This is a genomic window from Sorangiineae bacterium MSr11367 (assembly GCA_037157805.1).
GTDB classification, from domain to species: domain Bacteria; phylum Myxococcota_A; class Polyangia; order Polyangiales; family Polyangiaceae; genus Pendulispora; species Pendulispora rubella.
The window spans coordinates 5,680,612-5,696,367 of the sequence record CP089983.1 but is presented as its reverse complement, the minus strand read 5'-3'; the positions used below and the strand labels follow the sequence as shown (position 1 = coordinate 5,696,367).

2 protein-coding genes are annotated in these 15,756 nt (G+C 65.3%); both read right to left on the bottom strand.

Annotated elements, in window-relative coordinates:
• Window positions 1-24 precede the first annotated feature (24 nt).
• Window positions 25-4,968, bottom strand: coding sequence for a type I polyketide synthase (locus tag LVJ94_21635; GenBank protein WXB09820.1), 4,944 nt, complete (start codon window positions 4,966-4,968; stop codon window positions 25-27).
• Window positions 4,965-15,755 (bottom strand): type I polyketide synthase, encoded by a 10,791-nt coding sequence (locus LVJ94_21630; protein WXB09819.1) that lies wholly within the window; start codon window positions 15,753-15,755, stop codon window positions 4,965-4,967. The genes LVJ94_21635 and LVJ94_21630 overlap by 4 nt, the downstream gene beginning before the upstream one ends.
• Window position 15,756: the final 1 nt, after the last annotated feature.

The following is a 15,756-nucleotide window of genomic DNA, read 5'->3' as shown; positions in this document are numbered from 1 at the left end:
GAGAGGCGTGGTCGTGGCGTGGCGCTATCGGAAGGTTCTGTCCCTGATCATCTCGAACAACTCCTCATCCGTTGCTGTATCCAATCGGTTCGCCAAACTCTGACCCGTCGTCGGTTCTGCAGACGGAGCCGAAGCGTCCTCCAACGGATTCACGAGGCTCAACAAGATATCGACCAAACCCGTCTCTCGAAGACGGCTCGGAGAAATCGAAGCCAGTGCGCTGCGTATTTGGATGTCGCTGATATGGGGTTTCGATTTGGTGGATTGTGAATTCGCTAGCTTCGTGAGTAGGAAGCCTGCGAGTTCACGTACCGTCGAATAATCGAATAGCAGAGTGGTTTGGAGTTTCAAGCCGGTGGCGTTTGTAAGTCGGTTGCGTAGCTCGACGGCCATGAGGGAATCGAGCCCGAGCTCCTGCAAAGCGCGCTGGGGCTCGAGCGCACCCGGCGAGGAAAGTCCAAGGACGGTCGCTGTCTCGGAGCGAACGAGATCGAAGACGAGCGTGTTTTGCTCGGCGGGGGCAAGGGAGAGCAGGCGCTGGACGAACGACGACGATGCGGCATTCGGCGTGGCAGCGCCGGGGCCGTGCAAGTCGGCCACGGCGGCCTCGGGCAAATCGAAGAGCAAAGGCCGGGAGCGCATCGCGGAGAAGGTCGTGGCAAAGCGCGGCCAATCGATGTCGGCAACCACGAGGGACGTCTCGTCGTCATCGAGCGCCTGTTGCAACGCAGCGATCGCACGGTGGGGTGACATCGGAGCCATCCCTCGACGGCGAAGCTCGCGGTCGGCGTCGGAATGCTCGGCCATGCCACCGCCGGCCCAGGAGCCCCAGGCGATGGAGGTGGCGACGAGACCGCGAGTGCGGCGGTGGTCGGCGAGTGCATCGAGGAAGGCGTTGGCCGCGGCATACGCGGCGTGTCCACCGCTCCCCCAAGTGCCCGCGCCGGAAGCGAAGAGGACGAAGGCATCGAGGGGACGAGTTCCAAGCAACTCGTCGAGGTGTCGAGCGCCGAGTGTTTTCGCGGCGGCGGTGACGGCGAGGTGGTCGAGGTGGAGATGGGAAAGGGGCTCGAGCGGCAAGGCGACACCGCTGGTATGAAAGACGGCGCGGAGTTCGTCGCCGCGGGCCTCGAGCTCGTCGAGTAGATTGGCAAGCGCGGAGCGGTCGGCGACATCGCAAGCCGCGAGGGTCACGCGGGTACCGCGCGCCGTGAGCTCGTCGTGGAGTTGGCGAGCGCCGGGAGCATCTGGGCCGCGTCGGCTGGTGAGGACGAGGTGTTGGGCTCCGAGGTCGGCGAGCCAGCGGGCGACATGGCCTCCGAGGGCGCCGGTGCCGCCGGTGACGAGAATGGTACCGCGGGGGCAAAACGCCGACGGTGGCGAGTTGGTGCGTCGCGGAGCACGCACGAGGCGCCGGGCAAAGAGCCCTGCGGGTCGGAGCGCGAGCTGATCTTCGGCATCGCGTTGGGCGAGTGCCGGAAGGAGGAGGGAGAGATCGGAGCGAGAGAGGGTATTGGAGATATCGACGAGGCCTCCCCACAGGGCGGGCAACTCGAGGCCGATGACGCGTCCGAGCCCCCAGGTCAGCGATTGGAGCGGCGTGAGGAGCGGATCGGAGTCTCCGATGGAGACGGCATCGCGAGTAAAGAGCCAAAGAGGAGCCATGGAGTCACGGAGCGCTTGGACGAGAGAGAGCGAGAGGGCCAGGCCCGCGGGCAAGGCCTGGTGTGCAGGCAGAGGAGACTCGTCGAGTGCGAGAAGGGAGAGCACGCCGCGCCAGGTCGACTCGGGGCAAGGCAGCGCGTGAATGCGCTCGGCGATGGACGCAGGGGTGTCGTCGTGGCGCAGCGCGAGACAAACGACGGATGCACCGTGCTCGGTGAGGGCGCGGGTCAGGGTCTGTGCAAAGGCCTGTTCCGGCGCGGCTTCGGAAGTGACGAGGAGCCAAGAGCCGGAAAGATCGAGAGCGGAGGCCGATATCGAAATAGGCTTCCAGGTAATCCGGTATCGGAGTAAATCGAGTGCACGCAGCTCTGTGCTCTGACGGTGCCAGTTGGAAAGCGAGGGAAGGAGGGTGGCCAGTGCGGAGTGAGCGTCGCCTTGGTCGAGCTGGAGAGTGGAAGCGAGGGAGGAGAGATCGGCCCGTTCGACGGCGTTCCAGAAGTTCGTTTCGTCGGAGGAGGCGGATGCGAGGCGATGGTCGGCCGCCCGGGGAGCTTCGAGCCAGAAGCGCTCACGCTGAAAGGCGTACGTGGGCAAGGGGACGCGGCGCGGGGCATAGGGTGCGAAAAAGGATGGCCAGTTGAGCGTGGCGCCGGCGGCATGCAGGGCACCGAGAGCGGAGGTAAGCGATTCGACGTCGTCGCGGTCTTTGCGCAGCGATGTGACGAAGACGGGTGAGGACTCGTCCTCGGACAGGACGTCGTGAGCGAGGGCGGACAGTTGACCGACAGGACCCAGCTCGAGAAAGGTGCGCGCGCCGAGGGCGTGTAGAGTGCGAACGGCGTCGGAGAAACGGACCGTCTGGCGAAGCTGCTGGACCCAATAATCGGGCGAGCCGAACTCTTTGTCGGTGACGAGTTGGCCGGTGACGTTGGAGACGATGGGGATGCGTGCAGGATGGAACGAGAGAGTATGTGCGACGCGTCGGAAGTCCTCGAGCATGCCGTCCATGTGCGGCGAGTGGAAGGCATGGCTGACGCGCAGCCGAGAGGTCTTTCGCCCGAGAGCCTCGAAGTGATGCGCGATGGCGGAGACAGCTCCGTCGTCGCCCGAGACCACGACCGAGTGTGGCCCATTGATGGCCGCAACGCTGGCGCGGTCTTGGTGAAGAGGCAGTAGCTCGAGAAGCTCGAGTTCGGAGGCCTGAATGGCGAGCATGGCGCCACGTTGCGGGAGCGCCTGCATGAGAGAGGCGCGCGCGGCGACGAGCGAGCAAGCATCCTGCAGGGACAACACGCCCGCAACGTGCGCGGCAACGATCTCGCCGATGGAGTGACCGACAAGAAACTCGGGGCGCAAGCCGAAGGATTGCAGGAGCCGGAAGAGGGCGACTTCGAGTGCAAAGAGCGCGGGCTGGGTATAGCCCGTTTGGTCGAGGAGAGACGCGCTCTGGAGCTCGAATGTCAGCTCGCGAAGAGAGACGTCGAGCCGAGGGTCCAACAGGGCGCAGACGGAGTCGAAGGCCTCTCGGAAGACAGGAAAACCGTCGTAAAGGATGGAACCCATGCCGGAGCGCTGGCTGCCTTGGCCCGTAAAGAGGATCGCGAGCTTGCCGGCATGGGAGCTGCGGCCGACGGTCGCGGCCGGAGATGCCTGGGCAAGTGCGAGAGACTGCAGGGAGGAAAGCAGCTGGTCGCGGTCGCGCGCGACGAGAGCCGCGCGATGCTCGAAGTGGTGGCGCGAGGTCGCAAGCGAATAGGCGACGTCCGAGAGGACGACATCGGGATGCTCGAGCAGATGCTCACGGAGCCGTCCGGCCTGCGCACGCAACGCCGTCTCGCTCTTGGCCGACAGGAGCAAAGGCAAAGGCTGCGGCACGGATGCCGAGGAGGCCTCGGGCGCGAGCGAGCTTTCGAGGTGCGGGGCCTCTTCGAGAATGAGGTGGGCGTTGGTGCCGGAGATGCCGAAGGAGGAAACCGCCGCACGGCGCGGGTGTCCATTTGCGGCCCAGGGAATCGGCTCGTTGAGCAGGCGAATGTGGCCGGAAGACCAATCGATGTGCGGAGATGGAGTTTCCGCGTGAAGGGTCTTCGGCAAGAGCCCATTCTGGAGCGCGAGGACCATCTTGATGACCCCGCCGACGCCGGCAGCCGCCTGCGTATGCCCAATATTGGACTTGAGGCTCCCGAGCCAAAGCGGATTGTCTTTGGAATGGGCCTGCCCATACGTGGCGAGAAGCGCGTGCGCCTCGATGGGATCGCCCAGGGTGGTGCCAGTCCCGTGAGCCTCGACGGCATCGACGTCTTGTGGAGAGATCCGAGCGTTGGCGAGAGCCTGCCGAATGACACGCTCTTGAGACGGCCCATTGGGAGCCATCAGTCCTTGACTCTTGCCGTCCTGATTGACGGCGGAGCCTTTGATGACGGCGAGGACGGGGTGCCCGTTGCGAACGGCATCGGATAGCTTCTCGAGAAGCAACATGCCTGCACCCTCACTCCAAGCGACACCGTCGGCGTCGGCGGAGAAGGACTTGCAGCGGCCATCGGGCGAAAGCCCGCGCTGCCTGCTGAACGCGATGAAGGCGCCTGGAGTGGCCATGACGGTAACGCCGCCTGCGAGAGCGAGGGAGCATTCGCCGTGGCGAAGTGCCTGGCAGGCGAGATGCATGGCGACGAGGGACGACGAGCAGGCCGTATCGATGGTGACACTAGGCCCGTGCAAGTCGAAGGTGTAGGCGATACGGCCCGAGGCGAGGCTGGGCGAGCTGCCCATGCCGACGTAGCCTTCGAGGTCGTCGGGAGCATCGAGCAAACAGACCCCGTAGTCGCTGTACATCACGCCGACGAAGACACCGGTCTGAGAGCCGTGCAAGGAGGCCGGGTCGATGCCAGCTCGTTCCAGGGACTCCCAGGAAATCTCGAGCAAGAGGCGTTGCTGGGGATCGACGGCGAGCGCTTCACGCGGACTGATGCTGAAGAAGGTTGGGTCGAACAAGTCAGCATCGAAGAGGAAACCGCCTTCACTCGTGTAGACCTTGCCTTTTTGATCGGGGTCAGAGTGATAGAGCGAGGAGACATCCCATCCGCGGTTTTGAGGGAAGGCGGAGATGGCATCCTGGCCTTCGCGCACCATGCTCCAAAGGTCTCCCGGGGAGGAGACGCCGCCCGGAAAGCGGCAACTCATGGCGACGATGGCGATGGGTTCGTGCTGCCTATCCTGAGCTTCAATCAACGATCGTCGTTGCTTGCGAATCTCGATCAGCAACTGTTCGAGGCGTGTGCGGAGCTGAGTTTCAATGATCGTCATGGTGAGGTTTCCTCGGCTTTCACGAGTTCGTTGTCGATCAGAGCCAAAAGCTCCTCATCGGACACAGCCGTGATCGTGCTCGTCATGGCCTCGTCGACGAATGCATCTCTGGATGTCCACTTCGTGAAAAGCGCTTGCAGGCGCCCCAAGAGCGCTTCACGGATGCTTTCGTTTTTATGGAGAGATGAAAGCGTCGCTTCGATTTTGTCGAGTTCGGCCGAGACATGGAAAGCGTCGCGCTCTCCTTGCTTCAGCAACCGTCCTTCGAGGAATTCGGAGAGCGCCGCGGGAGCTGGGTAATCGAATAGGAGCGTAGTTTGGAGTCTTAGGTCGGTGGCGGCCGCGAGCCGGTTGCGGAGCTCGAGGGCCATGAGGGAATCGAGCCCGAGCTCGTGCAACGGTCGATCCGGCTCGAGCGCATCGGGCGAGGGGAGTCCAAGGACCGTCGCGATCTCGGCGCGGACGAGATCGAAAACGAACGCGCGTTGGTCCGTCGGCGAGAGGGCGAGTAGGCGCTGGGCGAGGGAGGAAGCGGAGGCATGGGCAGCGGCAGGACGTGCCGAGCGCGTGTGAACGAGACGCCGGAAGATGGCGGGAAGTGCGTGCGCATTGGCGAGAAGCGCGGTGCGGTCGAAGAGAGCGGTGACGAGAGCGGGCTCGGAGCGAGCTAGCGCCTTGTCGAAGAGGGAGAGGCCCTTTTCGGCGGAGAGGGGCAGGACGCCTGCGCGTCGCATGCGGGCGGTATCGGCGTCGCGGAGGTGGGCGGTCATGGCCGATGAGTCGGCCCAAAAGCCCCAGGCAAGGGACGACGCGGGCAGGCCCATGGCGTGGCGATGCTGGGCGAGGGCATCCAGGAAGGCGTTGGCGGCGGCATAGTTGGATTGACCGGCGCCTCCGAGGACCCCCGCGAGCGACGAGAAGAGGACGAAGGCGGAGAGCTCCTTGTCTTTGGTGAGCTCGTGCAGGTTCCAGGCGGCATCGACCTTGGGGGCAAAGACGCGGTCGATTCGCTCGGGGGTCATGCCGAAGAGAAGCCCGTCATCGAGGACACCGGCGGTGTGGACGACGGCGGTGAGGGGATGGTCGTGGGGGATAGCGTCCAACAGCGCTTGCAGCGCGAAGCGGTCGCTGACGTCACACGCCGCGAGGGTGACGGAGGCGCCAGCAACTTCGAGCTGGCGTTGCAGATCCTCGGCACCGGGTGCTGCCGGTCCCTTACGGGAGGTCAAGAGCAGGTGCTTGGCGGCGTGGTTTTCGACGAGATGCCGCGCGACGAGGGCGCCGAGGACGCCCGTCCCTCCGGTGATGAGCACCGTGCCTTCGGGACGCATCCGGTGGGAAGACGCGGGGACCTGACGCAGACGCATCAATCGAGCAGCGAGGAGTTGACCGTCGCGCAGAGCGAGCTGCTTGTCGTCGAGGTCGAGCGGGGCGAAGAGAGCACGCTGGGAAGCGTCGCTCCGGTCGGAGTCGAGGAGGAAGAGAGGGAGGTCGGGGTATTCGTTTTGTGCCGTGCGGACGAGGCCCCAGATGGGAGCATGAGCGAGGTCGAGGACGTCTTCGTCGGCGTGGGTGGCCATGGCCCGGCACGTGAGAAACACGAGCGGCATGGACGCGAGGCGCTCGTCGTTCACCCAGGTCTGCAAAAGGACGAGGGCGTGGGAAGTCGCTTCGTGCGCGTCTCCAACCACGTCCGTGCTCGCCGGCGTGATGAAGGGAACGACGACGCCGTCGGGCGGGGAGGCTCCGTGGTCGAGCGCATGCCGTAGCGCATCGAGGTCGGTGTAGCGTTGGATCTGGAGCGCAGGGTCGACGTCGGCGTTTCCGAGGAGAGCCCAGGAGAAGGACTTGCTCGGCGAAGCGCTGTGCAGCGGAGTCCAGGCGACGTGAAGGAGTGCATCGCGGTGGGCGTCGAGGCTCCCGCGCAGTTGCTCGGTGGAGACGGGGCGCGTGGCAAGGGACTCGATGAAGGCGACGGGCTCGCCGATGGCATCGGCGATGGCGAGGGAGACGGAGCCTTCACCTTGCAGAAGGCGGACGCGGAGTGTGGAGGCTCCCGCGGTCCGCAGGGAGACATCGTTCCACGAGAAAGGGAGTGAGATCGGGATGTCCTCGCTCGAGTGGGCCGCAAGCGCGTGGAGAGCGGAGTCGAGGAGGGCGGGATGGATGGCGAAGCGGGAGGCATCCTTGGCGATGGATTGGGGGAGTGAGGCTTCGGCAAAGAGCTCGTCGCCGCGTTTCCAAACGGCGCGCAGGCCCTGAAAATCCGGACCGTAGGCGAGCCCGGACGCCGCGAGCGTTTCGTACAGCCCTTCGATGGGGACGGGGACGGCACCCGGAGGAGGCCAGGCGCGGAGGTCGAAGCCCATGGAATCGTTGCTAGCGGGAGCGAGTGTGGCCCGCGCATGGCAGGTCCAGGGCGCATCGTCGGGGGCGTCGTGCGCGCGCCCATGGATGGTCAAGGCCCGCCGACCGGCATCGTCGAGGGGGCCGACGGACATTTGAATCAGGACCGCTCCGCTTTCGGGAAGCGAGAGGGGCGTTTCGAGGGTCAGCTCCTCGAGGAGGTCGAGGTCGACGCGATGCGCGGCAAGAAGCGCGAGTTCGACGAAGGCCGTGCCGGGCAAGAGCACGGAGCCGAAGACCGCATGGCCGGCAAGCCATGGGTGCTCGGAGAGGGAGAGTCGCCCCGTGAACAAGAACCCATCGTTCTGCGCGAGCGCGATAACGGCACCGAGGAGCGGATGCTCCGCCGATGATTGGCCGGCGGCGGAGACATCGGCGCAACGGGCGGTGCTCTCGAGCCAAAAGCGCTCACGCTGAAAGGCATACGTGGGCAAGGAAACACGCCGTGCAGCATGCGGTGCGAAGAAGGCAGTCCAATCGATGGCGACGCCGCCGGTGTGCAGCGTCCCGAGCGCCGAGGTGAGCGATTCAACCTCGTCGCGCTCTTTGCGCAGCGCCGTCACGAAGACGGGCGAGGGGCCGTCGTCGGACAGAATGTCGTGAGCGAGCGCCGACAATTGACCGATAGGCCCCAGCTCGACGAACGTGCGCGCGCCCAAGTCGTGCAACGTCTGAACCGCGTCGGAGAAACGCACGGTCTGGCGAACCTGCTGGACCCAATAATCGGGGGAGCCGAGCTGCTGGTCCGTCGCGAGTTGGCCGGTGACATTGGAGACGATGGGGATGCGTGCAGGAAGAAAAGAGAGAGTATGTGCGACGCGTCGGAAGTCCTCGAGCATGCCGTCCATGTGCGGCGAGTGGAAGGCATGGCTGACGCGCAGCCGAGAGGTCTTTCGGCCCAGTGCCTCGAAGTGGCGTGCGATGGCGGAGACGTCGCCGTCGTCGCCCGAGACCACGACCGAGTGCGGCCCATTGATGGCGGCGAGGCTGGCGCGGTCATGGTGAAGAGCCGGTAGCTCGAGAAGCTCGAGTTCGGAGGCCTGAATGGCGAGCATGGCGCCGCGTTGCGGGAGCGCCTGCATGAGAGAGGCGCGCGCGGCGACGAGCGAGCAAGCATCCTGCAGGGACAACACACCCGCAACGTGCGCGGCGACGATCTCGCCGATGGAGTGACCGACAAGAAATTCGGGGCGCAAGCCGAAGGATTGCAGGAGCCGGAAGAGGGCGACTTCGAGTGCAAAGAGGGCGGGCTGGGTATAGCCCGTTTGGTCGAGGAGAGACGCGCTCTGGAGCTCGAACATCAGCTCGCGAAGAGAGACGTCGAGCCGAGGGTCCAAGAAGTTGCAGACGGAGTCGAAGGCCTCTCGGAAGACAGGAAAACCGTCGTAAAGGGCGGCCCCCATGCCGGAACGCTGGCTGCCTTGGCCGGTGAAGAGCACGGCGAGCTTGCCGGCATGGGAGCTACGGGCGAGGACTGCGTGGTGTGTGGATTGAGCGAGTACGACGGCCTGGAGGGAAACGAGCAACTCGTCGCGGTCACGCGAGATGAGAGCGGCACGGCGCTCGAAGTGGTGGCGCGTGGTCGCGAGCGAATAGGCGACGTCGTGGAGGGGGACGTCGGGATGCTGGATCAGATGCTCACGGAGCCGTCCGGCCTGCGCACGCAACGCCGTCTCGCTCTTGGCCGACAGGAGCAAAGGCAAAGGCTGCGGCACGGATGCCGAGGAGGCCTTGGGTGCGAGCGAGCTTTCGAGGTGCGGGGCCTCTTCGAGAATGAGGTGGGCGTTGGTGCCGGAGAGCCCAAAGGAGGAAACCGCCGCACGGCGCGGGTGTCCATTGCTGGCCCAGGGAATCGGCTCGTTGAGCAGGCGGAGGGAGCCAGAAGACCAATCGATGTGCGGAGATGGAGTTTCCGCGTGAAGGGTCCTCGGCAAGAGCCCATTTTGGAGCGCGAGGACCATCTTGATGACCCCGCCGACGCCGGCAGCCGCCTGCGTATGCCCAATATTGGACTTGAGGCTCCCGAGCCAAAGCGGATTGTCTTTGGAATGGGTCTGCCCGTACGTCGCGAGAAGCGCGTGCGCCTCGATGGGATCGCCCAAGGTGGTGCCGGTGCCATGGGCCTCGACAGCATCGACGTCTTGTGGAGAGAGCCGAGCGTTGGCGAGAGCCTGCCGAATGACACGCTCCTGAGAGGGCCCATTGGGAGCGGTGAGGCCTTGGCTCTTGCCGTCCTGATTGACGGCCGAGCCCTTGAGCAGCGCGAGGACGGGGTGAGCACGGCGTTGGGCATCGGAGAGGCGCTCGAGGAGCAACATGCCCGCGCCCTCACCCCAAGCGACACCGTCGGCGTCGGCGGAGAAGGACTTGCAGCGGCCATCGGGCGAAAGCCCGCGCTGCCTGCTGAACGCGATGAAGGCACCGGGCGTGGCCATGACGGCAACCCCGCCGGCAAGAGCAAGAGAACACTCCCCGGATCGAAGGGCCTGAGAGGCGAGGTGGATGGCGACAAGCGAAGAGGAGCAGGCCGTATCGACAGTGACCGTGGGCCCGTGCAAGCCGAAGGTGTAGGCGATACGGCCCGAGGCGAGGCTGGGCGAGCTACCCATGCCGACATAGCCTTCGAGATCGTCGGGCGCATCGAGCAAACGTGCGCCGTAGTCGTTGTACATCACGCCGACGAAGACGCCGGTCTGAGAACCGTGCAAGGAAATCGGGTCGATGCCGGCACGCTCGAAGGACTCCCACGAGGTTTCGAGAAGCAACCGTTGCTGAGGATCGATGGCGAGCGTTTCGCGGGGACTGATGCCGAAGAAGCCGGGGTCGAAGAGGTCGGCGTCGAGGAGGAAACCTCCGTGGCGGGTGTAGACCTTGCCTTTTTGGTCGGGGTCGCGGTGGTAGAGAGAGGAGAGATCCCATCCGCGGTTTTGGGGGAAGGCGGAAATGGCATCTTGGCCTTCGCGCACCAGGCTCCAGAGGCCTTCCGGAGAGGAGACGCCACCCGGAAAGCGGCAACTCATGGCGACGATGGCGATGGGCTCTTGGTCGGAGGCGGGCTCGATCCGCACCGCAGGTTGCTCGGCGGTGCGTCCGAGGATCTTGGTGGCCAAGAACTCCGAGAGGTCGGCCGGCGTCGGGTAGTCGAAGAGGAGCGAGGCTTGGAGTTTCAGGCCACAGGCAGCGGCGAGCCGGTTGCGGAGCTCGACGGCCATGAGCGAGTCGAGCCCGAGCTCCTGCAGCGGGCGATGGGGCTCGAGCGCAGCAGGTGATGGGAGCGCGAGGACGGCCGCGACTTGGAAGCAGACGAGATCGAGGACGAAGGCGTGTTGCTCAGGGGGGGCGAGTGTGAGTAGGTGGTGGGTGAGTGAGGACGCGGAGGCCTGGGCGGCGGTACGTCGTGCCGAGCGTGTGTGAACGAGACCTCGGAAGAGAGAGGGCAGAGAAGACGCCTGAGCGTGCAGAGCGGAGCGATCGAAGAGCGCGGTAACGAGAGCGGGCTCCGAGCGAACTAGCGCCTTGTCGAAGAGCGCGAGGCCCTTTTCGGCGGAGAGGGGCAGGACGCCTGCGCGCCGCATGCGTGCGGTATCGGCATCGCCGAGGTGGCCGGTCATGGCGGACGAGTCGGCCCAAAAGCCCCAGGCCAGGGAAGATGCGGGGAGGCCCATGGCGTGGCGATGCTGGGCGAGGGCATCGAGGAAGGCGTTGGCGGCCGCGTAGTTGGATTGACCAGCGCCTCCAAGGACCCCCGCGAGCGACGAGAAGAGGACGAAGGCGGAGAGCTCCTTGTCTTTGGTGAGCTCGTGCAGGTTCCAGGCGGCATCCACCTTGGGAGCAAAGACGCGGTCGATGCGCTCGGAGGTCATGTTGGAAAGAAGCCCATCGTCGAGGACTCCCGCGGTATGGACGACGGCGGTGAGCGGATGGGCCTCGGGGATGGTGGCCAACAGGGCGCGGAGGGCGGAGCGATCGGAGACGTCGCAGGCGGTGAGCGTGACGGAGGCCCCGGCGACTTCGAGCTGGCGACGGAGGTCATCGGCACCGGGAGCAGCCGGTCCCTTACGGGAGGCCAAGAGCAAGTGCTTGACGCCGTGGTTCTCGACGAGATGCCGCGCGAGGAGAGCGCCGAGGGTACCGGTGGCTCCGGTGATGAGCACGGTGCCTTCGGGATTCATGGTTCGGGAAGATGCGGGGACAGGTTGATGCGGGCGCATCAATCGCGGGACGAGTCGTTGACCGTCGCGCAGCGCGAGCTGCTTGTCGTCGCTGGGGAGAGGGGCGAAGATTTGAGACAGGGAAGCGTCGGTTTGGTGGGAGTCGAGGAGGAAGAGAGGAAGGTCGGGGTATTCGTTTTGCGCCGTGCGGACGAGTCCCCAGATGGGTGCGTGAGGGAGGTCGAGGACGTCTTCGTCGGTGTGTGTGGCGATGGCACGCGACGTCAGGAAGACGAGCTGAGTGGACGCGAGGCGCTCGTCGCTTACCCAGGCCTGCAAAAGAGCGAGTGCGAGAGCGGTCGCGTCGTGGGCGCCTGCAACGACGTTCGCCGATGCGCGGGAGACGAAGGAAACGACGACGCCGTCGGGCGGGGAGGCTCCGTGGTCGAGCGCATGCCGTAGCGCATCGAGGTCGGTGTAGCGTTGGATCTGGAGCGCAGGGTCGACGTCGGCGTTTCCGAGGAGAGCCCAGGAGAAGGACTTGCTCGGCGAAGCGCTGTGCAGCGGAGTCCAGGCGACGTGAAGGAGTGCATCGCGGTGGGCGTCGAGGCTCCCGCGCAGTTGTTCGGCGGAGACGGGGCGCGTGGCAAGGGCCTCGATGAAGGCGAGGGGCTCGCCGATGGCATCGGCGATGGCGAGGGAGACGGAGCCTTCACCTTGCAGAAGGCGGACGCGGAGTGTGGAAGCGCCCACGGTTCGCAGGGAGACATCGTTCCACGAGAAAGGGAGTGAGATCGGGATGTCCTCGCTCGAGTGGGCCGCAAGCGCGTGGAGAGCGGAGTCGAGGAGGGCGGGATGGATGGCGAAGCGGGAGGCATCCTTGGTGATGGATGGGGGGAGCGTGGCTTCGGCAAAGAGCTCGTCGCCGCGTTTCCAAACGGCGCGCAGGCCTTGAAAATCCGGACCATAGGCGAACCCGGAAGCCGCGAGCGTTTCGTACAGCCCTTCGATGGGGATGGCGACGGCACCCGGAGGAGGCCAGGCGCGGAGGTCGAAGTCCATGGAATCGTTGCTAGCGGGAGCGAGTGTGGCCCGCGCATGGCAGGTCCAGGGCGCATCGTCGGGGGCGTCGTGCGCGCGCCCATGGATGGTCAGGGCCCGCCGACCGGCATCGTCGAGGGGGCCGACGGACATTTGAATCAGGACCGCTCCGCTTTCGGGGAGTGAGAGGGGCGTTTCGAGGGTGAGCTCCTCGAGGAGGTCGAGGTCGAGGCGATGAGCGGCAAGAAGCGCGAGCTCGACGAAGGCCGTGCCGGGCAAGAGCACGGAGCCGAAGACCGCATGGCCGGCAAGCCATGGGTGCTCGGAGAGGGAGAGTCGCCCCGTGAACAAGAACCCATCGTTCTGCGCGAGCGCGATAACGGCACCGAGGAGCGGATGCTCCGCCGATGATTGGCCGGCGGCGGAGACATCGGCGCGACGGGCGGTGCTCTCGAGCCAAAAGCGCTCACGCTGGAAGGCATACGTGGGCAAGGAAACATGCCGTGCGGCATGCGGTGCGAAGAAGGCAGGCCAATCGATGGCGACGCCGCCGGTGTGCAGCGTCCCGAGCGCCGAGGTGAGCGATTCAACCTCGTCGCGCTCTTTGCGCAGCGCCGTCACGAAGACGGGCGAGGGGCCGTCGTCGGACAGGATGTCGTGAGCGAGCGCCGACAATTGACCGACAGGCCCCAGCTCGAGGAACGTGCGCGCGCCCAAGCCGTGCAACGTCTGAACCGCGTCGGAGAAACGCACGGTCTGGCGAAGCTGCTGGACCCAATAATCGGGGGAGCCGAGCTGCTGGTCCGTCGCGAGTTGGCCGGTGACATTGGAGACGATGGGGATGCGTGCAGGAAGAAAAGAGAGAGTATGTGCGACGCGTCGGAAGTCCTCGAGCATGCCGTCCATGTGCGGCGAGTGGAAGGCATGGCTGACGCGCAGCCGAGAGGTCTTTCGGCCCAGTGCCTCGAAGTGGCGTGCGATGGCGGAGACGGCGCCGTCGTCGCCCGAGACCACGACCGAGTGCGGCCCATTGATGGCGGCGAGGCTGGCGCGGTCATGGTGAAGAGCCGGTAGCTCGAGAAGCTCGAGTTCGGAGGCCTGAATGGCGAGCATGGCGCCGCGTTGCGGGAGCGCCTGCATGAGAGAGGCGCGCGCGGCGACGAGCGAGCAAGCATCCTGCAGGGACAACACACCCGCAACGTGCGCGGCGACGATCTCGCCGATGGAGTGACCGACAAGAAATTCGGGGCGCAAGCCGAAGGATTGCAGGAGTCGGAAGAGGGCGACTTCGAGTGCAAAGAGGGCGGGCTGGGTATAGCCCGTTTGGTCGAGGAGAGACGCGCTCTGGAACTCGAACGTCAGCTCGCGAAGAGAGACGTCGAGCCGAGGGTCCAACAGGGCGCAGACGGAGTCGAAGGCCTCTCGGAAGACAGGAAAACCGTCGTAAAGGGCGGCCCCCATGCCGGAACGCTGGCTGCCTTGGCCGGTAAAGAGGATCGCGAGCTTGCCGGCATGGGAGCTGCGGCGGACGGTCGCGTCCGGAGATGGCTGGGCAAGTGCGAGAGACTGCAGGGAGGAAAGCAGCTGGTCGCGGTCGCGCGGGACGAGAGCCGCGCGATGCTCGAAGTGGTGTCGCGAGGTCGCAAGCGAATAGGCGACGTCCGAGAGGGCGACATCGGGATGCTCGAGCAGATGCTCACGGAGCCGCCCGGCCTGGGCACACAACGCGGTCTCGCTCTTGGCCGACAGGAGCAAAGGCTGCGGCACGGATGCCGAGGAGGCCTCGGGCGCGAGCGAGCTTTCGAGGTGCGGGGCCTCTTCGAGAATGAGGTGGGCGTTGGTGCCGGAGATGCCGAAGGAGGAAACCGCCGCACGGCGCGGGTGTCCATTTGCGGCCCAGGGAATCGGCTCGTTGAGCAGGCGAATGTGGCCGGAAGACCAATCGATGTGCGGAGATGGAGTTTCCGCGTGAAGGGTCTTCGGCAAGAGCCCATTCTGGAGCGCGAGGACCATCTTGATGACCCCGCCGACGCCGGCGGCCGCCTGGGCATGTCCAATATTGGACTTGAGGCTCCCGAGCCAAAGCGGATTGTCCTTGGAATGGGCCTGCCCATACGTGGCGAGAAGCGCGTGCGCCTCGATGGGATCGCCCAAGATGGTGCCCGTCCCGTGGGCTTCGACCGCATCGACGTCTTGGGGGGAGAGGCAAGCACTGGCGAGAGCCTGCTGAATGAGGCGTTCTTGAGAGGGCCCATTGGGAGCGGTGAGGCCTTGGCTCTTGCCGTCTTGATTGACGGCGGAGCCCTTGATCACGGCGAGGACGGAATGCCCGTTCCGAAGCGCATCGGATAGCTTCTCGAGAAGCAACATGCCCACACCCTCGGCCCACCCCGCGCCATTGGCATCGGCGGAGAAGGACTTGCAGCGTCCATCGGGCGCACCTGCGCTCTCGGAATCCAGCAGCATGAAGGTGGCCGGGGTGGCCATGACGGTGACACCGCCTGCGAGCGCGAGCGAACATTCACCGTGACGGAGTGCCTGGCAGGCGAGATGAATGGCGACGAGCGAGGAGCTGCAAGCGGTGTCCACACTCAGGGCGGGTCCCACCAAGCCCAAGGTATAGGCGATGCGGCCCGAGGCGACGCTCGCCGTGTTGCCGGTGGCGACGTAATCCCCTACCTCTTCGAGGGACGTGGCAAATGGCCCGAGCCGGCTCGCGTAGTCACCTTGGATGATGCCGACGAAGACTCCGGTGGGGCTTGCGTGGAGCGATGCGGGATCGATGCCTGCGCGTTCGAGAGCCTCCCAGGTGGTTTCGAGAAGCAAACGCTGCTGAGGATCGAGTGTGAGCGCTTCGCGGGGACTGATGCCGAAGAAGGCGGGGTCGAAAAGGTCGGCATCGAAGAGGAAGCCCCCCTGGTGCGCTTGATGATCGACACTCTTCCTATCGATATCCCTCGTCCAATCGCGGTTTTCGGGAAAGCTCGCGATCGCATCCGATCCATCGCGCAAAAGCTCCCAGAGCTCCTCTGGTGTGCAAACGCAACCCGGGTAGCGGCAACTCATCGACACGATCGCGACAGGTTCCGCCTTGTCGATCTCCAGATTGCGAAGTCGTTCCTTCGTGCGTTTGAGCTCGAGAGCCGTCTCTTTGAGAAATTTGCGCAGTTTTTCTTCGATGTTCGACATT

What these genes read in the sequence shown, in the direction of transcription:
- LVJ94_21635 (WXB09820.1), bottom strand. Translation starts at nt 4,968, where the DNA reads ATGACGATCATTGAAACTCAGCTCCGCACACGCCTCGAACAGTTGCTG.
- LVJ94_21630 (WXB09819.1), bottom strand. Translation starts at nt 15,755, where the DNA reads ATGTCGAACATCGAAGAAAAACTGCGCAAATTTCTCAAAGAGACGGCT.